Consider the following 21,420-nt stretch of genomic DNA (forward strand, 5'->3'; position numbering starts at 1 on the left):
ACTTGCGACAGCATACAAACAATTCAGTTGATGAAGTATACCAGTAAAGAGAGCGGGTTCCTCCGATAGTTCACAGGAGAACCCGTTTGCGTCGTTTTTTGTACGCTTATTAATCAAAACCAGGAGTGCACGGCAGTCTGTGGCTAAAACGTTTCCCAGTGTGGATCTTGTGGCGAACTCCCCGCAGAGGTCGCTCGTGGAGTATCCTTAGGTGGTTTTCGATGCTCACTGTTGGAGGCATCGCGAGTGATGCGAAATGCCGCCACGGCCAGGCGTAACTGTTCAGCTTGTTGTTCCAACGAAGCGGCTGCAGCGGCAGACTCCTCTACCAGCGCGGCGTTTTGTTGTGTGACACTGTCCATCTGCGAGACCGCGAGACTCACCTGCTCAATCCCCCGACTCTGTTCCTCCGAGGCTGAGGCGATTTCCCCCATGATGTCCGTCACGCGGGTGACCGCTGCGACAATCTCTTTCATCGTTTTACCCGCGTCCGACACCTGCTGAGATCCCATCCCCACGCTGTGGGTTGAGTTATCAATCAACGCTTTGATCTCTTTGGCTGCCTGAGCGCTACGGCTTGCCAGGGTACGGACTTCACCCGCCACAACAGCAAATCCACGTCCCTGCTCTCCTGCTCTGGCAGCCTCAACCGCCGCGTTGAGCGCCAGGATATTGGTCTGGAAAGCAATACTGTCGATAACGCTGGTGATCTGCGCAATTTGCTGTGAACTACCGGCAATTTCACTCATCGTGTGCACGACAGTATCAACAACCCGTCCACCACGAGCGGCAGTATCAGACGCATTCTTAGCCAGTTGAGTCGCCTGTTTCGCATTGTCCGTATTTTGCTTCACGGTCGCGGTAAGCTGTTCCATGCTGGCGGCTGTCTCTTCAAGTGAAGCAGCCTGCTGCTCAGTACGCGAAGACAGATCGTTGTTACCTGATGAGATTTCCGTTGCGCCGCTATGAATCGTTTCTGAGCTGTTACGCACCGACGTGACTGTCGAAATCAGCGACTGTCGCATTTCATCTAAGCCCGTCGCCAAACGTCCCATTTCATTACGTCCCTGGACGTCGAGTTGATGGGTCAGATCACCACGGGTAATAATGCGGATATGCTCCATGATCTGCGCCAGGGGTTTAAGCAGCATATGCTGCAACCCACTCCAGATCATGCCCAGAACGATGAGCACAGCGACGACAATTGCCCCTAACGTCCATTGCATGCGGGTAAAGCTGTGCTGATTCTCCGCCGCCGCGTGTTGCAGCAACGCGTTGTTTTCGTTACGCCACTGGTCATAGCTGGCTTCCATTTCATCCTGCGCCTTCTGAGCATCAAGATCGCCATAGGCCTGATAGTTATTCGCGCGCAGATACTCTATCGATAACGCCATCACGTCGTGCATCTGCCGATACTGTTTTTCCATTTCAGATGCAATTTGCGGATTCTGCCCCGACACCTGCGGCAATGACTGATAATGCGCGAAGTATCCCTCAGCCTTCTTCATCGACTCACTCGCCGTTTTTAGCAAAGTATCAATGGCCGCCAGTGAGGCCGGATCGCGTTGATTCTTTAAGAAACGAATTGCTACGCGGGTTACCGTTACTCGGGTTTTAATCAGCGTATTGACGCTATCACTCAGATTTTCCTGTTGGGCATTCAGGGTGCCTGAGTTCTGGAAATTATGGCGATCATTGTTTACCGCAGAATAAAAAAAGCTTCCTGTCACGACCTGTAGCAAACAGAAAATGGCGAGAACCAGAAGAATGCCGGTAATAACACGCACATTTTTAATCATAGTATTTCATCCATTGAACTCACATTGGGTACCCAATGATTATCGGCTTCAAAGGCGATTACTTTATGTGCAATAGCAGAATTTGCAGGAGGAGGGAGTCGTGCGGTGAAACGCTGTAAAGAGACTGTGTCTTATCCAGCCTACGAGAGATTTCTGCAGGCCGGATAAGCACAGCGTAATTTTTTAGACGGTGAAGCCGAGCATCATCCCGGTATCTTCATGCTCTAACAGATGACAGTGCGCCATATAGGCATGCTCTTTTGGCGCGTCGTGGTCAAACTTCACTAACACCTCGCTCACGCCGCCTTCTACCCGCACAGTGTCCTTCCATCCCGCGCGGTGTGCGGCAGGCGCTTTGCCATTCTCAGACAGAATGCGGAACTGCGTACCGTGAATGTGGAACGGATGCAGCATCATGTCGCCCTGACCGGAAATCACCCAGCGTTCGTGCTGACCTTTCGCCGCGGCAAACATCGGTTTATTCATATCAAATGCCTGACCATTAATCCGGTTGGCATTATGGAAGTCGAATGATCCATGCTTCATGTTGCCCATGTCGCCATGCTGCATATTCCCCATCTCACCGTGGTTCATATTGCCATGATTCATATTGCCGTGGCCCATATTGTCATTATTCATATGGCCCATCATCTTCCCATGATCCATACCCGCCATGGCCTGACCGCCGTATTTCTTCATCAGCATTTGCATGCCCATCATATCGAGCATCGGATCCATCGACAGCTGCAGCTTGCGCACCGTCAGACCTTCCAGTGATGGCAGCGATGGCATGGATGTCAGCGAATCTGGCAGCGTGCCGGAAGCGGTAATCAGCAACGGTTGAACGCGCATCACCGGGTGCGGCTTATCGAATGGCGCAATCGCCATCCCCATCTGGCTGACTGGCAGAGTGACCAGATCAAAAGCTTTGCCGTCACTGACATCCACCAGCACTTCAAAGCGCTCGCCCATCAGCATAGGAAGCTCGGTCACTTTTACCGGTTCCGCCAACAGTCCGCCGTCGCTGGCAATGACGTACAAAGGACGATTGTCGCTGGCCGCAATGTTCAGTGAGCGTGCGTTACAACCATTCAACAGGCGTAGACGCAGCCAGCCACGCGGTGCGGCATGCTGAGGATAAATCGCCCCGTTGGTTAGCAGCGTATCGCCAAACCAGCCGACTGCGGCGGTCATGATGTCCAGTTGATAATCAACCTGCCCATCAGCAGAGAACTGTTTATCCTGAATAATCACCGGCACATCATCAATGCCCCACTGCTTAGGCAGCATCAGCTTGCGAATCTCTTCATCTTCAATCAGCACCAGTCCGGCCAGTCCCATCGCTACCTGACGACCGGTCTTTCCATGCTGATGCGGGTGGAACCAGCAGGTCGCCGCCCGTTGATCCGGCGTGAAGGTCACTGAACGTTTCCCGCCCGCCGGGATAATGCCTTGCGGCCCACCGTCGACTTCACCGGGGATTTCCAGACCGTGCCAGTGCAACGTCGTCTCTTCGGCAAGCTGGTTATGGATATCCACGGTCACCGACTGCCCTTTGTTCAGCTTGACCGCAGGTCCGAGTAAATTGCCGTTATATCCCCAGGTCGTCGCTGTTTTACCAGCAAAGCTCGATTTTCCGGCTTGCACCACCAATTGCATACGGTTTGAGGCATCCGCGGTTAACAGGTCAGGAATGGGCAATGCAGGGCGGTCTGCGGCAAATACGCTCCGGCTCCACAGAGGTAACGCTGACGCGACGCCCAGCGCCACGGAGTACTTTAAAAAGTCACGACGTTGCATAATCACTTCCTTATATTCAGCAGCTTAAGCAGGCTATCTTTTAAGCATAAGCCTTCCCCTTACGGGAAGGTCAAGTGAACGGCTAATAATAAAGGTCGTCGCTTCGCTCGCAGTATGCTAACGTTTAAATTCCGTGATGCAGTGGTAGAAGCAATGAAGACGTTTTTCAGAACAGTTTTGTTCGGCACCCTGATGGCCGTATGCGCAAATAGCTACGCGCTCAGCGAGTCCGAAGCCGAAGATATGGCCGATTTAACGGCAGTTTTTGTTTTTCTGAAAAATGACTGTGGATACCAGAATTTGCCTAATGGGCAGATTCGTCGCGCACTGGTCTTTTTTGCCCAGCAAAACCAGTGGGACCTGAGTAATTACGACACCTTCAATATGAAAGCGCTGGGTGAAGACAGCTACCGCGATCTCAGCGGTATCGGCATCCCAACAGCAAAGAAATGCAAAGCGCTGGCGCGTGACTCTCTGAGCCTGCTGGCCTACGTTAAATAATCTCCGGCGCAATCAGGGTTGAGAGTGCAGTTACTCTGGCTGTACCAGCGTCAGGGCAACGGATTGCGCTTTTAATTCAGCCTGCGCGTTTGGCGGTAGATTCACATCGGTAACAACATCGGTAAAGCAACTAAGCGGCGCGACGTTAAATAACGAATGTGCGCCGTACTTACTGCTATCCGCCAGCAATACCTTCCGTTGGGCATTCGCAATAATTTCCTGCTTTAATCCCGCTTTGTCTTCCGTTGGCGTGGTTACACCCTTTTCCATACTCCAGGTGTTACAGCTCATAAAAGCAATATCAGGATAGACGCTGCGCAACATTTTCCGGCCAAACTCACCAATACAGGACTGGCTGCTGTCATCGATGCGTCCACCGACGATCGTCACCTCTATCTGACGGAATTCTGACAAAAACAGGGCAATATGCAGATCAACGGTAATCACTCGCAGCGGCAAATGCGTCAGACATTTTGCCAGCTCCAGCATTGTGGTACCGGCATCAAGCACCACGGCATCGCCCGCACGCACCATTGAGGCGGCAAAACGCGCAATCGCCCGTTTCTCAGCAGGCGATCGCAGTTGCTTTTCGTTTGTGGTTGGCTGCGCCGCTTCAAAGCGTCGTAACGCAACACCGCCGTGGCTGCGGCTGATCACACCCTGTTCATCCAGCTTGATGAGATCGCGCCTGATCGTTGCTGGAGAGGCGTCAACCGCGTCAACCAACTGTTCCACGGTAACCAGCGTATGATTTTTCAAATACGCCACAATCTTATCCAGACGGTGTTGCCCTTTCATAACAGTAAATTACGCCAGTTGCATTGCCAGTTTGATCGATACGGCCATGCTCTCAGATTTTGCTTTTCCCGTCCAGGCGATATCAAATGCCGTACCGTGATCGGCAGAGGTACGAATAAACGGTAAACCTGCTGTGATATTTACACCATCATAGAAACCCAGCAATTTCAGCGGGATATGCCCCTGATCGTGGTACATCGCCACCACCATGTCATACTGACCTTCATAAGCCTGTAAAAACACGGTATCCGGAGGGCACGGACCGTAAACATCCATCCCCTTCGCTTTCATATTCTCAATCGCGGGTCCGACAATACGAATTTCCTCATCGCCAAACAGGCCATTCTCTCCGGCATGTGGATTCACCCCCGCAACGGCAATACGCGGGTGTGCAAAGCCTACGCGCTTCAGGAAGGTATCGGCGATACCAATCACCGTTTCGACACGTTGCCCATTGAGCGTATCAAGGAATTTGCGCAGAGCGATATGCGTCGAAACATGGATAACTTTCAGCTTATCGGTGTACAGCACCATCGCATAGTCGCGGCTTTCGGTTAGCGTTGCCAGCAGTTCGGTATGTCCAGGATAATTGTGTCCGCCGAGATGCAGCGCTTCTTTGTTCAACGGCGCGGTCGCGATGGCATGTACATCCCCCTTCATCGCCAGTTCAGTCGCCCGCTTCACACAGCGATAGGCCAGATCGCCCGCCTGCGCCTGCACTGTACCAGGGACCAGTTCGTCAGGCTGCGCCAGCGGTTCATCAATCACATGAATCGTATCTGGCGTGAATCTGGCATCGGCGACCTGTTCAATAGCGCGAAATGTTACTCCGTCAGCCAGCCCCTGAGCCTGTAACCGCTGCAGCGTTTTTAGGCACCCAACCACCACCAGCGGTGCACCATTAAGTTCATCTTCGCGTAGCGCTTTAACAATAATTTCCGGACCAATCCCCGCCGGATCTCCCATCGTAATCGCAATTGTTTTAGTTACCACGGTACATCTCCTCAATAAAATACAGCGCATCGCAAAGGGTCGTATCAGAACCGAATCCACCCGCTTTGGTAATAACCGGCAAGTCGTCAATCTCGCTATTCACAAACGTTCCGCACGGAATACACGGGGCGACCTCACTGTGGATGCGATACCCTTCTGCACCCAACGCACTGGCGACCGCCGTGGCAATATCGCCTCCGGTCAGGAACAATCCGCCGATACGTGCTTGTTCAATAATGCGCAGCGTTATCTCCCCTAGACGCTGACTCAGCAGTTCTCCCAACTGCTGGCGACTCATCCCCACGTTGAAACACAGCGTGTCGATCATGTCCCGGTCTTCTGCACATCGACTGGTGCGTAAGATCGTGTGCTGCTGCTGGCTCAGTTGCGCGCAAGCCTGTTCAATAACAGAGTCCATTTCCGGTGCAAATGACGATGCAACCAACCGCGCGGCATCGATATCAACGACTTTTGCCCGCCCCTGACACACTGCTTTTTCCACCTGACGTCGCGTTGCCTCACTCATTGAGCCAGCCACAACCAACACCGGTAATTCCTGCTTTTCTTGCATAAACGTTGCGGCCGGTAGCGCATTGGCAAGCCCCGCAGCCCCTACGAGCAGCGGCATCTGTTTTTGCTCACAAACCGCCTGCGCAATGAGCGCGAGATCTCGCTCTTCCACGGCATCCACCACCACCATACATTCGCCGGCTTTTGCAAAAGCACTCAGCAGCGCACTCAAACTTCCCCGACGCACATCCACCAGCGACACCTCATGTACAGGGACATCGCTTTGCAGCGCGACCAGTTCAGCAATACGCGAAGAGTGAATAGGCGTTTTTGGATCGCTGGCGAATTCCGTTTCCAGCAGCGGCACACCATGGACCAGGCACAAGCCATCCTGCGTGGTGCGCCCGGCAGCAGGAATTGCCGCCGCAATCACGGCCAGCGTCCGATCGGCTGTACGCATGGCTGCAGTGACTTCAGCCCCCACATTGCCACGAAATGTCGAGTCTATTTTTTTGTATACCAGCGGTATTGCTTCGCCCTCACACCATGGCGCTAACGCTTGTTGTACAGCCGCGGCGGCCTGCGTTGCCGGCATCGCCCGGCTTTCCGTATTGATGACCAGAACATCGGCGCGGCGCGACGGTTTCTGCGCTGGGGTCAGCATTACTTCGGTACGCGCCCCTTTTTTCGCCAGCTGTACGCCGGTATCGTTAGAGCCCGTAAAGTCATCGGCGATAACGATCATTTTCATGCTTTCTTCTCCTGCACGGCCTGACGAGACTGCCTTTTCGCGACCCACGACGTAAGAATTGGCGTCAGAATGGCGGTTGTAATGACTGACGCAGCGATCAGCGGCGCTGCCGCAGCGGCAACCTCTGCCAGCGAGGGATCGGCCTGTGCTATGGCCAGTGGCGTCGCGACGGCGTTCCCCGCCGTACTGGATGCCGCAGCACCAGCAATACCACTCCCGCCAACCAGACGATCGGCACGAATGTTAAAGAAACCGCCCACAAAGGTGGTCAGCACGCCCAGCAGAATGCCCGCCAGACCGCCTTGCAGCAGCATTTCCAGGTTAATACCGGCTCCAAGTGCAAACGCAAAGAAAGGAATAAGCAGTGGACCACCTTTGGTCAGGAAGTCACGCATATTAGCGTCGAGGTTACCGAGGATCATGCCAACCACCAGCGGAACAAGAACCGCCACCAGCGCCATGATAGGAATATTTGCCATACCCGCCGCGCCCAGCGCGATCATGGTAAAGAAAGGTCCGTCATTCAGAGACAAAATGGAGATCGCACCGACATCACGTTCATTGCCAAACTCGCCAACCAGCGCCGCGTAAAGCCCGCCATTGGAGTTACTCATTGCCGCAATAATGGCAACACCGCTTAAGCCAAAGATGCCCTCCGCGCCAAACAGGTGTTCAACCCCGAGACCAATTGCAATCGCGACCAGTAACTTGGTCAGCGTAATCGTGCCGCCTTGTAGCAAAGCTTGCGGCGCCGCCTTTACGCTAATTCCCGCCCCCATACAGAGCAGGAACGCGCCAATCAAGGGAGCCGCGCCATTTTTAAATAAAGCCGTGGTGAATCCACCGATCTGCAACGCCTGCGGGGCAAAAGTGTTGATAATGGCACCGATAACCAACGGCACAACCATCATGCCGCCGGGTACGCGTTCTATTGCCTTCTTGATGTTCATGGTCTTCCCGCCTGTTGTTATGTTGTGATTAAATAAAATCACAACGATTATATTCAATCAAAATCAGATCACAAACGCGGCAGATCACAGTTTTTGAATGATTAATAAAAATCAAATAATCATTCGGACGAAAAAAAAGCCGGGTTTGTCTCACCCGGCTTCATTGATATCTGAAATATCTCAGGATTGATGCACAAATTCGCGGTATGCCGCCACAACCTGAAGAAAGTCCTCTACACCACAGAGCGAAAAACTTTCTTCGTCGTAGTAGCTCATCCCCTCTTCCATCTCATCTCCAGAGAACTCCAGCTGATTAGCGCGAACCATCACTTCTTCGCCATCCAGCCAGAGCGTGTATTCATGCCCTGCTCGCTGCCAGGAGCGCTCACTGCCCTTAACCGCACGCGCTGCCTGTTCCACTTCATCAAGTAAGGCCAGGTTTTCTTTCACTTCCTCATTAAACCAGTGCCCCACCACCTCGTGGCCCATGGACATACGCACTTTTACCACCCCGGTAATATCGCGCAGAAATTCGTAATCCATAATGTCTTCCTCTACTCCCGGCAATGCGCCAATACCGCATTGCGCCTTGCTGTAATTATCGCAGCAGCGCGGCAGAAAAAAAGCGTAGTGGGTATAAGGAATAGAAATAAAAATGCCCGGAGAAGCAGACTTCTCCGGGCATTGATGCGTTTTTACACAAAATGCTTTAGGGCATTACACCGCGGTCTGGAAAATCACACCATCCGCTTTCTCGGTGTACTGAGACAGCTGGTCGAAGTTCAGATAACGGTAAGTATCTACGGCCGTTTTATCTACCTGCGCCACATAGGTCTGGTACTCTTCCGCCGTCGGCAGTTTGCCGATGAGCGCCGCAACCGCCGCCAGTTCCGCAGAAGCCAGGTAGACGTTCGCCCCGGTACCTAAACGGTTCGGGAAGTTACGGGTAGAGGTCGACACCACCGTTGCGCCGTCGGCTACACGCGCCTGGTTACCCATGCACAGAGAGCAGCCTGGAATTTCGATACGCGCACCGCTCTTACCGAACACGCTGTAATAACCTTCTTCGGTCAGCTGTGCCGCATCCATACGGGTTGGCGGAGCCACCCACAGACGCGTTGGCAGTTGGCCTTTGTGCGCATCCAGAAGCTTACCAGCGGCACGGAAGTGGCCGATGTTAGTCATGCAGGAGCCGATGAACACTTCGTCGATCTTCTCGCCCTGTACGTCAGACAGCAGACGCGCGTCGTCCGGATCGTTCGGTGCACACAGGATTGGCTCTTTGATATCCGTCAGATCGATGTCGATCACTGCCGCGTATTCTGCGTCAGCGTCGGCTTCCAGCAACTGCGGATCCGCCAGCCATTTTTCCATGCCCTGCACACGACGTTCCAGCGTACGGCGATCGCCGTAACCTTCTGCGATCATCCACTTCAGCAGAACGATGTTAGAGCTCAGATACTCAACGATCGGCTCTTTGTTCAGCTTGATGGTACAACCGGCAGCAGAACGTTCAGCGGAGGCGTCGGTTAATTCGAACGCCTGCTCCACTTTGAGATCCGGCAGACCTTCGATTTCAAGAATGCGACCAGAGAAGATGTTCTTCTTACCTTTCTTCTCAACGGTCAGCAGACCCTGTTTGATCGCGTACAGCGGGATGGCGTGTACCAGATCGCGCAGGGTGATACCCGGCTGCATTTTGCCTTTGAAACGCACCAGAACGGATTCCGGCATATCCAGCGGCATCACGCCGGTCGCAGCAGCAAACGCCACCAGACCAGAACCTGCCGGGAAGGAAATCCCGATAGGGAAACGGGTATGGGAGTCACCACCGGTACCTACGGTATCCGGCAGCAGCATGCGGTTCAGCCAGGAGTGAATAACGCCGTCGCCCGGACGCAGCGACACACCGCCGCGGTTCATGATGAAGTCTGGCAGCGTGTGATGCGTGTTCACGTCAACCGGCTTCGGATACGCCGCAGTGTGGCAGAAGGACTGCATCACCAGGTCAGACGAGAAGCCCAGGCACGCCAGGTCTTTCAGTTCGTCACGGGTCATAGGGCCAGTAGTATCCTGAGAACCGACGGAGGTCATCTTCGGTTCGCAGTACGCGCCCGGACGGATGCCTTTCACGCCACAGGCACGGCCAACCATTTTTTGTGCCAGGGAGAAGCCACGGCTGCTTTCCGCCACGTCTTTCGCCTGACGGAATACGTCACTGTGCGGCAGGCCCAGCGCTTCGCGCGCCTTGGTAGTCAGGCCACGACCGATGATCAGCGGGATACGGCCACCGGCGCGTACTTCGTCGATCAGGACTTCGGTTTTCAGCTCAAAGCTTGCCAGCAGTTCGCCGGTTTCGTGGTTGCGTACTTCGCCTTTGAACGGGTAAACGTCAATCACGTCGCCCATGTTCATGTTCGACACGTCCACTTCAATCGGCAGTGCGCCCGCATCTTCCATGGTGTTGAAGAAGATAGGTGCAATTTTGCCGCCGAGGCACAGGCCGCCGCCGCGCTTGTTCGGCACATGAGGAATGTCGTCACCCATGAACCACAGCACGGAGTTGGTTGCGGATTTACGCGAAGAACCGGTACCGACAACATCACCCACATAAGCCAGCGGGTAACCTTTTTTCTGCAATTCTTCGATCTGTTTGATCGGGCCAACCACGCCAGGCTGATCCGGTTCGATACCTTCACGGGCGTTTTTCAGCATCGCCAGAGCGTGCAGAGGGATATCCGGGCGAGACCATGCATCCGGTGCCGGAGAAAGGTCATCGGTGTTGGTTTCACCCGTCACTTTAAAGACGGTAACGGTGATTTTTTCAGCCAGAGCTGGACGGTTCAGGAACCATTCGGCATCAGCCCAGGATTGCATTACCTGCTTCGCATATTCGTTGCCCGCTTTGGCTTTTTCTTCTACATCGTAGAAGTTATCGAACATCAGCAGCGTTGAAGAGAGCGCTTTGGCGGCAATCGGCGCCAGTTTTGCATCGTCCAGCGCGTCGATCAGCGGATGAATGTTGTAGCCACCCTGCATGGTGCCCAGCAGTTCAATGGCTTTTTCTGGGGTAACCAGCGGGGAGGTGGTGTCGCCTTTTGCGACAGCGGCGAGAAAACCAGCTTTAACATAAGCGGCTTCATCTACGCCAGGAGGAACACGGTTGATCAACAGGTCTAACAGGAATTCTTCTTCGCCCACAGGCGGGGTCTTCAGCAGCTCGACAAGTGCAGCCATTTGGGTTGCGTCTAAAGGTTTTGGCACAATCCCCTGGGCAGCACGCTCAGCTACGTGCTTACGGTATTCTTCTAGCACGACGATATCTCCTCGCTCTCATTGTCATAATGCGGCGCTTTTGTAGATGGGCGATTCTCTTCACGCTCCTGTGAGACAGTAGTTAGTAGGGTAAATGCCCGGTACCGCATAAGGCACAATAACAGGATTTTCATTAAGTGTTAATCCGTTTACAAAAAAGCAACATAAAAAATTGGCTGAATCGTTAAGAATGGTATAGCGACAAGGCGAGGTGAAATTAAGTCAGCTTAAAACCACCCATAAACGGTTAATTTTCAAGCGCGATCGGCTGAATATTCCAGCGATTTTTCCGCCATCACATATAATTGTGTAATAAATACTCACACTCTTTTTTCGGACCTACCTGGTGAATCAACCATAAAAGTCAAAACTGTCTAACACGGGTGAATAATACTCGCGGCAACAGGAACGCCTCACGGCACAGCGCTCGTCTCGTTGGAGTCATTTTATGAAGTTGCCCCTTAAGCCACATCTGCTTGTCCTTTTGTGCAGTGCCGGGCTGTTTGCCGCCTCTGGCGTGATGTTTGTTAAAAGTCGCACAACGGAGCCTGCTGCTCCGCCCCCCGTTGCGCAGCAACCGTCAACACCGGCCCCAGCTCCCGTAGCGACCCCTGCCCCGGCCGACCAAACAGCGCCCGCCGTGGCACCAACCTACTCGGCAGCACAGATCGATCAGTGGGTTGCACCCATCGCGCTCTATCCAGACTCGCTGTTGTCGCAAATTTTGATGGCCTCAACCTATCCGGCTAATGTCATCCAGGCCGCACAGTGGTCAAAAGACAATCCCAAACTGCAGGGCGATGCTGCCATTCAGGCCGTTGCCAGCCAGCCCTGGGATCCCAGCGTGAAATCGCTGGTCGCTTTTCCTCAGTTGATGTCGCTGATGGGTGAAAATCCGCCGTGGGTACAAAGCCTGGGCGATGCTTTCCTCGCACAGCCGAAGGACGTCATGGATTCCGTTCAACGTCTGCGTGTACTGGCGCAACAAACCGGCGCGCTGCAATCAACACCGCAACAGACCGTCACCACCGTGACCAAAGCGGCACCGGCGAAAACCGCCACCAGCACGTCGACGACCAGCACTACCACCACGACAAGCCCTACTGTCATCAAGATTGAATCCGCCGATCCGCAGGTGGTGTACGTTCCAACCTATAACCCGAACACGGTTTACGGTACCTGGCCGAATACCGCCTATCCGCCAACCTATCTGCCACCAACGCCCGGTGAGCAATTTGGTAACAGCTTCGTCAATGGTTTAGGCTTCAGCCTTGGTGTCGCCACAACCTATGCCATCTTCAGCAACATCGACTGGGATGACGACGACGACCACCATCATAATGATGACTGGGATAACCATGGCGGCTATAACCGCAACGGTGATAACAACATCAACATTAACGTTGATAACTTCAATAAAATCAGTGGTCAGCGCCTGACAGATGCCAACCGTACCTGGCAGCATAACCCGGCCTACCGTGAGGGTGTGCCTTACCCAAATAGCCAGCTCAATAACCGCTTCCACTCCACTAACACGGCAACCGGATTAAGTTCGACCCAGCAAAGACCGGTCAACCGTGATAACCAGCGCCAGGCCGCGATGAGCCAAATGGAAAAATCGACGGGGAAAACATTCCCGCAAACGGCGCGTACGGGCACGAGAGACGCCCAGCGTCAGGCATCGAATCAACAACTGAAGCAAATTTCCCAACGTAATAACTACCGCGGTTACGATACCAAACCGCAAACCGCGAAGCGGACGAGCTCTCAGCAGCGGGAGAATCGCCAGGCAGTCGCCCAGCGACAGGAGAAACGGGTCACGCAACCGGCACAACAACGCAATGTGCAACAGCACAATCTTCAACAGCGAACCAGCCAGCCACGCGCCAATGCGCTGAGCGGTAACGACAGTCGCTCCGCCAACTGGCAGGCACAGCAACAGCGAGGTGCCCAGAGCCGGCAGGTCGCCCGTAATCAGCCATCACGCCAGCCTTCTGGCGGGCGTGCTGAACACCGTGAATTCCGTCATCGTTAAGGGAACCGACATGAAAAATAAACTACTCAGTGGAATGGTGTTGTTCATGGTTTCGGCCACCGCGATGGCACAACAATCCTTCAGCACACCAGACCAGGCAACAGATGCGCTGGCAAACGCTATTAGTGAGCAAAATGAAAGTGCAATGAGCAATCTGCTCGGGGAAAACTGGCGTGATTTTCTGCCGCCAGAAGGCGTCGATCCTGATGCGGTTGATCGCTTCCTGCGTGACTGGAAGGTACGCCATAGCACTGTCATCGACGGCAATACGGCACATCTTGTGGTTGGGGACAGCGACTGGCAACTGCCAATCCCCGTCGTCAAAAACGCTTCAGGCTGGCAATTTGATATCAAGGAAGCGGCCGAAGAGATCCTGACCCGTGAGATTGGACGCAACGAACTTGCTGCCATCGAGGCGTTGCACGCCTATGTGGATGCTCAGCAGAGCTATTTTGCGATGAACCAGAAATACGCGCAAAAGATTGTCAGTTCTGAAGGGAAAAAGGATGGTCTGTACTGGCCTGTTTCGCCGGGCGAAGCGCCCAGCCCGCTTGGCCCAGCCTTCAGTCCACAGGAGCCGGGCATGGGCTATCACGGCTATCGCTTCCGGATCCTTCCCGATAAAACCAGCGGTTTTGCCATGGTAGCCTGGCCCGTTAGCTACGATCACACCGGCGTGATGAGTTTTATGATTAACGGTGAAGACAAAGTCTACCAGGCCGATCTCGGTGTTGAATCACAGCAGAAAGCACAAGCGTTAACCACATTCCATCCGGATAAAAACTGGCAACCTGTAGCGCCCTGATACCGAGTCGGAAGGTTAGTAGGCCGGGTAAGGCATAGCCGCCCCCCGGCAACCCGCAACAAATTACAGGATGTTAGCGACAGATTTCGCCAATTGAGCTTCCAACACCGGCTTCGCTTCTTCGAACTTCAGATTCACTTTGTTAGCATTAGACACAACGCGGGTCTGGTATTTTGCGCGATCGCCTTGCGCGCTGCTGGTTTGCAGCTTGATGCCAGATGTCCCTTGACGCAATGCAGCAACATTATCCGTTGTCACTTTCGCTTTGCTGCGTTCAGAGATTTGCAGGTCAGTAACCATGGTGTAGTTAACGTCTTCCACCATCGCATCCGCGGCCATGCCGATCAGCCCCGCCGCGATACCAACACCCAGCGCCGCACCAGAGGAGTTGCTGTTATAAGCGGTAATCCCCGCGCCCAGCGCTGCGCCCATCGCGGCACCTTCGTAACCCGTTTTCAGGAAGCCTTGAGCTTCACGCAGATCCATTTTGTCCGCTTTCAACACGTTCGCCTGCACCCAGTAATAAGCGCTGTCTGGCGAACTGGTCACTTTATACCCCTTCGCTGACAGGTCATTTGCCAGCAGGGTTTGCAGGTTACTCATGTCTTTGTCAGAGGTGTTTTTTACCTGAATGTAGACGGTCTTCTCGCTGGAAGGCTCCAGCCAGATGGTTTCACTCATCTGCGTTTTCACTTCAAGGTTACGTTTTTTAACGGCGGTGGTCATCGCACCACAACCGGTCAGCGTCATTGTCGCGACAACCATGCCAACAACCGCGATTTTTTTTAAAGACATGTATTTTCCTTTTTCGTGTAATAGAGAGTCCAGAGCCTCTTCTCCGTGCGGCCAGTAGCCACACAATGGCGAAAAAAGTATCGGCAGTTGCGCAATTTTTTTTAGTGGAAATATCAATGAGATGACTACTAAAACTGGTAGTTTTCAGGCAAAAAAAACGCCTCCGAAGAGGCGTTTTCACAAAAGCGGGAAGATTACTTTTTCTTCGCTTTCGGGTTTGGCAGGTCGGTAATGCTACCTTCAAAGATTTCTGCCGCCAGGCCCACGGACTCGTGCAGAGTCGGGTGCGCGTGGATGGTCAGCGCGATATCTTCTGCGTCACAACCCATTTCGATCGCCAGACCGATTTCGCCCAGCAGCTCGCCGCCGTTGGTACCGACAATCGCACCACCGATAACACGGTGAGATTCTTTGTCAAAAATCAGTTTGGTCATACCGTCTGCGCAATCGGAAGCGATAGCACGGCCAGAAGCAGCCCACGGGAAGGTGGCGGTTTCGTAGCTAATGCCTTTTTCTTTCGCTTCTTTCTCGGTCAGACCAACCCATGCAACTTCTGGTTCAGTGTATGCAATGGATGGGATAACTTTCGGATCGAAGTAGTGTTTCTTGCCGGCGATAACTTCAGCGGCAACGTGACCTTCATGAACACCTTTGTGTGCCAGCATCGGCTGACCGACGATATCGCCGATAGCAAAGATGTGCGGTACGTTGGTGCGCAGTTGTTTGTCAACGCGGATGAAGCCACGGTCGTCAACTTCCACGCCAGCTTTGCCCGCGTCGAGGTTTTTACCGTTCGGTACACGACCGATAGCGACCAGCACAGCATCGTAACGCTGAGCTTCGGCAGGGGCTTTTTTGCCTTCCATGGAAACGTAGATACCGTCTTCTTTCGCTTCAACGGCGGTCACTTTGGTTTCCAGCATCAGGTTGAACTTCTTGCTGATGCGCTTGGTGAAGACTTTAACCACGTCTTTGTCGGCAGCCGGGATAACCTGATCGAACATTTCAACCACGTCTATCTCTGAACCCAGCGCATGGTACACGGTACCCATTTCCAGACCGATGATACCGCCGCCCATTACCAGCAGGCGCTTAGGAACAGTTTTCAGTTCCAGTGCATCGGTGGAATCCCACACGCGCGGATCTTCATGCGGAATAAACGGCAGTTCGATCGGACGGGAACCCGCCGCGATGATTGCGTTGTCGAAGTTGATCACGGTTTTGCCGTTTTCGCCTTCAACTTCCAGGGTGTTTGCCCCGGTAAATTTACCCAGACCGTTAACCACTTTCACTTTACGGCCTTTGGCCATACCCGCCAGACCGCCGGTCAGCTGAGTGATAACTTTTTCTTTCCAGGTACGAATCTTGTCGATATCGGTTTTCGGCTCGCCAAAAACGATACCGTGTTCAGCCAGCGCTTTGGCTTCTTCGATAACTTTTGCTACGTGCAGCAGCGCTTTAGAAGGGATACAGCCGACGTTCAGACAAACACCGCCAAGGGTGCTGTAACGTTCTACGATGACGGTCTCCAGACCTAAATCTGCGCAACGGAAGGCAGCAGAGTAACCTGCAGGGCCTGCCCCAAGTACCACGACCTGAGTTTTGATTTCAGTGCTCATCATGACCTCTTAATTTATACCCGTCGTCCAGCGGGTCGTTCTATCCGCCCGTATTTTACAAAATTGTTAACAATTTTGAAACAACAAACGGCAACCGATTTGTCTTTCGCACAATAACCTCACTGACTTCATGAGATTACCAGAAAAAAGCCGGCCGTCGGGCCGGCTTTTTCGCTTACATCACCAGGCGGCGAATGTCAGACAGCATGTTGTTGATGATGGTGATAAAGCGCGCACCATCCGCACCGTCAATTACACGGTGGTCGAAGGAGAGCGAAATCGGCATCATCAGACGCGGCATAAACTCTTTACCGTTCCACACTGGCTCCATAGAGGACTTGGAGACACCGAGGATAGCCACTTCCGGCGCGTTCACAATCGGCGCGAAGTGGGTAGTACCCAGGCCACCGATGCTGGAGATGGTGAAGCAACCGCCCTGCATTTCGCCAGCGGTCAGCTTGCCATCACGCGCTTTCTTGGAGATCACGGTCAGTTCACGAGACAGCTCGGTAATGCTCTTCTTGTTCACGTCTTTGAAGACCGGAACAACCAGACCATTCGGAGTATCAACCGCTACACCGATGTTGATGTATTTCTTCAGGGTCAGGCGCTGACCGTCTTCAGACAGGGAGCTGTTGAAGCGCGGCATCTGTTCCAGAGCTGCGGCAACGGCTTTCATGATGAAGACTACTGGGGTGAATTTCACGTCCAGTTTACGTTTTTCAGCTTCGGCGTTCTGCTGTTTACGGAACGCTTCCAGATCGGTGATATCGGTCTTATCGAAGTGAGTAACGTGCGGGATCATCACCCAGTTACGGCTCAGGTTAGCACCAGAGATTTTCTGGATACGGCCCAGTTCCACTTCTTCGATTTCACCAAACTTGCTGAAGTCCACTTTCGGCCAAGGCAGCATGCCCGGGATACCGCCACCTGCTGCTGCAGCCGGAGCCGCTTCAGCACGCTTGATAGCGTCTTTCACGTAAGCCTGAACGTCTTCACGCAGGATACGACCTTTACGGCCAGAACCTTTCACTTTCGCCAGGTTCACACCGAATTCGCGCGCCAGGCGACGAATCAGCGGCGTTGCATGAACGTAAGCGTCGTTTTCAGCAAACTCAGATTTGCCTTCCGCTTTTGCGGCCGGAGCTGCGGCTTGCGCAGGTGCTGGTGCAGCGGCCGGAGCCGGAGCTGCTGCTTGTGCAGGAGCGGCTGCAGGTGCTGCGCCTTCGACTTCGAAGACCATAATCAGAGAACCGGTTTTAACTTTGTCGCCGGTGCTGATTTTGATTTCTTTCACGGTACCCGCGAACGGTGCCGGAACTTCCATCGACGCTTTATCGCCTTCAACGGTGATCAGTGACTGCTCAGCGGCAATTTTATCGCCCACTTTAACCATCACTTCAGTGACTTCAACTTCGTCACCACCGATATCCGGTACGTTAACTTCTTTCGAGCCGGAAGCTGCCGGAGCCGCCGCTGCTGCTGGAGCAGCCGCCTGAGCCGGTGCAGCAGCAGGCGCAGCGCCCGCCACTTCGAAGACCATAATCAGGGAACCGGTAGACACTTTGTCACCCGTGTTGATTTTGATCTCTTTAACGGTACCTGCGAACGGCGCCGGAACTTCCATAGAGGCTTTGTCACCTTCAACGGTGATCAGAGACTGTTCAGCCGCAACGGTGTCGCCCACTTTAACCATGATCTCGGTAACTTCTACTTCGTCGCCGCCGATGTCAGGTACGTGTACGTCTTTCGCCGCAGAGGCAGCAGGTGCTGCTGCCGGAGCTGCTTCTTTCTTCTCTTCTGCCTGAGCAGGTGCAGCTGCTGCTGCACCGTCGGCGGAATCGAAAATCATGATCAGTTTGCCGGTCTCAGTTTTGTCGCCAACAGAGACTTTGATCTCTTTAACGATACCCGCCTGAGGGGACGGAACTTCCATAGAGGCTTTGTCGCCTTCTACGGTGATCAGCGACTGTTCAGCTTCAACTTTGTCGCCTACTTTGACCAGGATCTCGGTGATTTCAACTTCATCAGCCCCGATGTCCGGTACATTGATTTCGATAGCCATTATTCTTTTACCTCTTACGCCAGACGCGGGTTAACTTTATCTGCATCGATGTTGAATTTGATGATTGCGTCAGCAACCACTTTCTTATCGATTTCGCCACGTTTAGCCAGTTCGCCCAGGGCCGCTACAACCACGTAGGAAGCATCAACTTCGAAGTGGTGACGCAGGTTTTCACGGCTGTCAGAGCGACCGAAACCGTCAGTACCCAGTACGCGATAATCATCAGCCGGTACATAAGTACGAACCTGTTCGGCAAACAGTTTCATATAGTCAGTAGATGCCACTGCCGGAGCGTCGTTCATCACCTGAGCGATGTACGGAACGCGCGGAGTTTCCAGCGGGTGCAGCATGTTCCAGCGCTCACAATCCTGGCCATCACGCGCCAGTTCAGTGAAGGAGGTTACGCTGTAAACGTCAGATCCTACACCGTAGTCGTTCGCCAGGATCTGTGCTGCTTCACGCACGTGACGCAGGATAGAACCGGAGCCCAGCAGCTGAACTTTACCTTTCTTACCTTCGAGGGTTTCGAGTTTGTAGATACCTTTACGGATACCTTCCTCGGCACCTGCTGGCATTGCCGGCATGTGGTAGTTTTCGTTCAGCGTGGTGATGTAGTAGTAAACGTTCTCTTGTTTCTCACCGTACATACGCTCCAGACCATCGTGCATGATGACCGCAACTTCGTACGCGTAAGACGGATCGTAAGAGATACAGTTCGGGATAGTCAGAGACTGAATATGGCTGTGACCATCTTCGTGCTGCAGACCTTCACCGTTCAGCGTCGTACGACCGGAAGTACCACCAATCAGGAAGCCACGAGCCTGTTGGTCGCCTGCCTGCCAGCACAGGTCACCAATACGCTGGAACCCGAACATGGAGTAGTAGATGTAGAACGGGATCATCGGCAGATCGTTGGTGCTGTAAGAAGTCGCAGCAGCCAGCCAGGATGCGCCTGCACCCAGTTCGTTGATACCTTCCTGCAGGATCTGGCCTTTCTCGTCTTCTTTATAGTAAGCAACCTGCTCACGGTCCTGCGGGGTGTACTGCTGACCGTTCGGGCTGTAGATACCAATCTGACGGAACAGACCTTCCATACCGAAAGTACGCGCTTCGTCAGCGATGATCGGAACCAGACGATCTTTGATCGACTTGTTCTTCAGCATCACGTTCAGGGCACGAACGAAAGCGATAGTGGTGGAGATTTCTTTGTTCTGCTCTTCCAGCAGCGCACCGAAGTCTTCCAGAGCTGGCAGTTCCAGCTTCTCGGTGAAGTTCGGCTGACGAGCTGGCAGGTAGCCATGCAGTTTCTGACGCTGAGCGTGCAGATAAGTGTGCTCTTCAGAACCTTCCGGGAAGGTGATGTAAGACAGGTTTTCAACCTGCTCATCGGTCACAGGAACGTTGAAACGGTCGCGGATATAACGCACGCCGTCCATGTTCATTTTCTTAACCTGGTGAGCGATGTTTTTACCTTCAGCAGTGTCACCCATGCCGTAACCTTTGATGGTATGGGCCAGGATTACAGTTGCTCTGCCTTTGGTTTCCTGTGCTTTTTTCAGTGCAGCGTAGACTTTCTTCGGATCGTGACCACCACGGTTCAGAGCCCAAATCTGCTCGTCAGTCCAGTCAGCAACCAGTGCTGCGGTTTCCGGGTATTTACCGAAGAAGTGCTCACGTACGTATGCGCCATCTTTGGATTTGAAGGTCTGGTAGTCGCCGTCAACGGTTTCGTTCATCAGTTGGATCAGTTTACCGCTGGTGTCTTTACGCAGCAGCTCATCCCAACGACCGCCCCACATGACTTTGATAACGTTCCAGCCAGCGCCCGCGAAGATGCCTTCCAGTTCATTAACAATCTTGCCGTTACCGGTTACCGGGCCGTCAAGACGCTGCAGGTTACAGTTGATAACAAAGACCAGGTTGTCCAGTTTTTCACGGGTCGCGATGGTGATCGCACCTTTAGATTCTGGCTCATCCATCTCGCCGTCGCCCAGGAAGGCGTAAACGGTCTGTTTAGAGGTATCTTTCAGGCCACGGTGTTCCAGATATTTCAGGAATTTAGCCTGGTAGATAGCACCGATTGGGCCCAGACCCATAGATACGGTCGGGAACTGCCAGAATTCTGGCATCAGTTTCGGGTGCGGGTAGGAAGACAGGCCTTTGCCATGTACTTCCTGACGGAAGTTGTTCATCTGCTCTTCAGTCAGACGACCTTCCAGGAATGCGCGTGCGTAGATGCCCGGAGAGATGTGCCCCTGGAAGTACACCAGATCGCCGCCATCTTGCTCGTTGCGTGCACGGAAGAAGTGGTTGAAGCAAACATCATATACCGTTGCGGAGGACTGGAAGGATGCCATGTGGCCACCCAGCTCGAGGTCCTTTTTAGACGCGCGCAGTACGGTCATGATGGCGTTCCAGCGGATAGCAGAACGAATACGACGTTCCAGCTCCAGATTGCCCGGGTATTCCGGTTCATCTTCAACGGCAATAGTGTTTACATAATTGCTGGCCCCTGCACCTGCCGCTACTTTCACGCCGCCTTTGCGAGCTTCTGAAAGCAGTTGGTCGATCAGATACTGAGCACGCTCAACACCTTCTTCACGGATGACCGATTCGATCGCCTGTAGCCAGTCGCGAGTTTCGATCGGATCCACGTCATTTGGGAAACGTTCTGACATGGGGGT

General features: G+C 53.5%; 15 protein-coding genes. 3 read left to right on the forward strand and 12 right to left on the reverse strand.

Features of this window, described 5'->3' with window-relative positions:
- Nucleotides 1-143: 143 nt before the first annotated feature.
- Both tcp and cueO read right to left on the reverse strand, forming a co-directional pair.
- Nucleotides 144-1,799, reverse strand: coding sequence for a methyl-accepting chemotaxis citrate transducer (gene tcp / locus C2U43_RS21400; RefSeq protein ID WP_048236121.1), 1,656 nt, complete (start codon nucleotides 1,797-1,799; stop codon nucleotides 144-146).
- A gap of 183 nt (nucleotides 1,800-1,982) precedes the next feature.
- Nucleotides 1,983-3,599, reverse strand: coding sequence for a multicopper oxidase CueO (gene cueO / locus C2U43_RS21405; RefSeq protein ID WP_048214925.1), 1,617 nt, complete (start codon nucleotides 3,597-3,599; stop codon nucleotides 1,983-1,985).
- A 153-nt stretch (nucleotides 3,600-3,752) separates the two neighbouring features.
- On the opposite strand from cueO, the gene C2U43_RS21410 reads away from it, so the two are divergent.
- Nucleotides 3,753-4,100, forward strand: coding sequence for a YacC family pilotin-like protein (locus C2U43_RS21410; RefSeq protein ID WP_032941691.1), 348 nt, complete (start codon nucleotides 3,753-3,755; stop codon nucleotides 4,098-4,100).
- Nucleotides 4,101-4,130: 30 nt separating this feature from the next.
- On the opposite strand, the gene C2U43_RS21415 is transcribed toward C2U43_RS21410, so the two are convergent.
- The 6 genes from C2U43_RS21415 to acnB form a co-directional block, all read right to left on the reverse strand.
- A complete protein-coding gene (locus tag C2U43_RS21415) occupies nucleotides 4,131-4,898 on the reverse strand; it encodes a DeoR/GlpR family DNA-binding transcription regulator (RefSeq protein WP_032942381.1) in 768 nt (255 codons plus the stop codon).
- A 9-nt stretch (nucleotides 4,899-4,907) separates the two neighbouring features.
- Entirely contained in the window at nucleotides 4,908-5,891 is a 984-nt protein-coding gene (locus tag C2U43_RS21420) for a D-threonate 4-phosphate dehydrogenase (protein WP_103285759.1), read from the reverse strand.
- Nucleotides 5,881-7,152: a D-threonate kinase gene (dtnK, locus tag C2U43_RS21425; protein WP_048236124.1), complete on the reverse strand. Its 1,272-nt coding sequence runs from the start codon at nucleotides 7,150-7,152 to the stop codon at nucleotides 5,881-5,883. The genes C2U43_RS21420 and dtnK overlap by 11 nt, the downstream gene beginning before the upstream one ends.
- Nucleotides 7,149-8,102, reverse strand: a complete 954-nt coding sequence (locus C2U43_RS21430; protein WP_008786218.1) for a 2-keto-3-deoxygluconate permease 1 — start codon at nucleotides 8,100-8,102, stop codon at nucleotides 7,149-7,151. The genes dtnK and C2U43_RS21430 overlap by 4 nt, the downstream gene beginning before the upstream one ends.
- 180 nt (nucleotides 8,103-8,282) lie before the next feature.
- On the reverse strand, nucleotides 8,283-8,645 hold the full coding sequence (yacL, locus tag C2U43_RS21435; protein WP_020996227.1) for a protein YacL: 363 nt from the start codon (nucleotides 8,643-8,645) through the stop codon (nucleotides 8,283-8,285).
- A gap of 174 nt (nucleotides 8,646-8,819) precedes the next feature.
- Nucleotides 8,820-11,417, reverse strand: a complete 2,598-nt coding sequence (acnB, locus tag C2U43_RS21440) for a bifunctional aconitate hydratase 2/2-methylisocitrate dehydratase (protein WP_103285760.1) — start codon at nucleotides 11,415-11,417, stop codon at nucleotides 8,820-8,822.
- A 448-nt stretch (nucleotides 11,418-11,865) separates the two neighbouring features.
- On the opposite strand from acnB, the gene C2U43_RS21455 reads away from it, so the two are divergent.
- Nucleotides 11,866-13,452 carry a DUF3300 domain-containing protein gene (locus tag C2U43_RS21455; RefSeq protein WP_103285761.1) on the forward strand — a complete coding sequence of 529 codons (1,587 nt, stop codon included), beginning with the start codon at nucleotides 11,866-11,868 and terminating at the stop codon, nucleotides 13,450-13,452.
- 10 nt (nucleotides 13,453-13,462) lie between these two features.
- Entirely contained in the window at nucleotides 13,463-14,257 is a 795-nt protein-coding gene (locus C2U43_RS21460; protein WP_008786213.1) for a DUF2950 family protein, read from the forward strand.
- Nucleotides 14,258-14,320: 63 nt separating this feature from the next.
- On the opposite strand, the gene traT is transcribed toward C2U43_RS21460, so the two are convergent.
- The 4 genes from traT to aceE form a co-directional block, all read right to left on the reverse strand.
- On the reverse strand, nucleotides 14,321-15,052 hold the full coding sequence (traT, locus tag C2U43_RS21465; protein ID WP_048236127.1) for a conjugal transfer complement resistance protein TraT: 732 nt from the start codon (nucleotides 15,050-15,052) through the stop codon (nucleotides 14,321-14,323).
- Between the two features lie 194 nt (nucleotides 15,053-15,246).
- Nucleotides 15,247-16,671, reverse strand: coding sequence for a dihydrolipoyl dehydrogenase (gene lpdA, locus C2U43_RS21470; RefSeq protein WP_003829486.1), 1,425 nt, complete (start codon nucleotides 16,669-16,671; stop codon nucleotides 15,247-15,249).
- 175 nt (nucleotides 16,672-16,846) lie between these two features.
- Nucleotides 16,847-18,736 (reverse strand): pyruvate dehydrogenase complex dihydrolipoyllysine-residue acetyltransferase, encoded by a 1,890-nt coding sequence (gene aceF, locus C2U43_RS21475; protein WP_003829487.1) that lies wholly within the window; start codon nucleotides 18,734-18,736, stop codon nucleotides 16,847-16,849.
- Nucleotides 18,737-18,750: 14 nt separating this feature from the next.
- A complete protein-coding gene (gene aceE, locus C2U43_RS21480; RefSeq protein ID WP_048236129.1) occupies nucleotides 18,751-21,414 on the reverse strand; it encodes a pyruvate dehydrogenase (acetyl-transferring), homodimeric type in 2,664 nt (887 codons plus the stop codon).
- Nucleotides 21,415-21,420: the final 6 nt, after the last annotated feature.

The organism is Citrobacter freundii complex sp. CFNIH9, from assembly GCF_002903305.1.
Taxonomy (GTDB): domain Bacteria; phylum Pseudomonadota; class Gammaproteobacteria; order Enterobacterales; family Enterobacteriaceae; genus Citrobacter; species Citrobacter portucalensis.